Annotated in this window: 1 protein-coding gene; it reads right to left on the bottom strand. The window is 56.1% G+C overall.

The genetic code is table 11. The annotated features are described in order from the left end of the window. A partial coding sequence (locus A5636_RS09760; RefSeq protein WP_216638825.1) for a PE family protein occupies positions 1–264 on the bottom strand: 264 nt, incomplete at its 3' end. Positions 265–563 lie beyond the last annotated feature (299 nt).

Raw genomic sequence — 563 nt, 5'->3', positions numbered from 1 at the left:
ATAAACGGACCCGGCACCGCTGAGGGTCTGCGCAAACTGATTGTGAAACAACGCGAGTCGGGAGCTGAGCACTTGATACTCGTGACCGAAATTGCCGAATAGCGCAGAAATCTCCGCCGAGACCTCATCTAGCGCCGCAGCTGCCACCTGCGTCGTAGAACCCGCCGCCGCGGCATTTGCCGATTGGATCGATGAACCGAGTCTGCCCAATGTCGACGCGGCGGTGGCGAAGTCCTGCGGCATTGCGAAGACATAAGACGACATTTCGACTCCCATCGACCCAGCGGTGTTTCGACGCGAGGAGCCCGGCTCTCGAGGAATCCTCGGGATTATTCGGGCGAAGATTACGCGTGATCAACTGAGTTCTGAGCGCGTTCTTGCCTACTTCATGGAAAATATTTACGTTTTCGGCAAATACACAAAAACTCGGCAGGTCGGCAGCCACCAAAGTGGTGTCTTAGTCGTTCGATGACGAGCTGATTGCCACGGCTGGATCGCGGCGAAACGGAGTTGCACGACAGCGTCACAAAGCAAAGCGTCACAAAGCGATGTGCCTACCAACC

The sequence above is a fragment of the Mycobacterium asiaticum genome (assembly GCF_001673315.1).
GTDB lineage: Bacteria > Actinomycetota > Actinomycetes > Mycobacteriales > Mycobacteriaceae > Mycobacterium > Mycobacterium asiaticum_B.
This window is presented reverse-complemented; position numbering and strand designations above follow the sequence as displayed.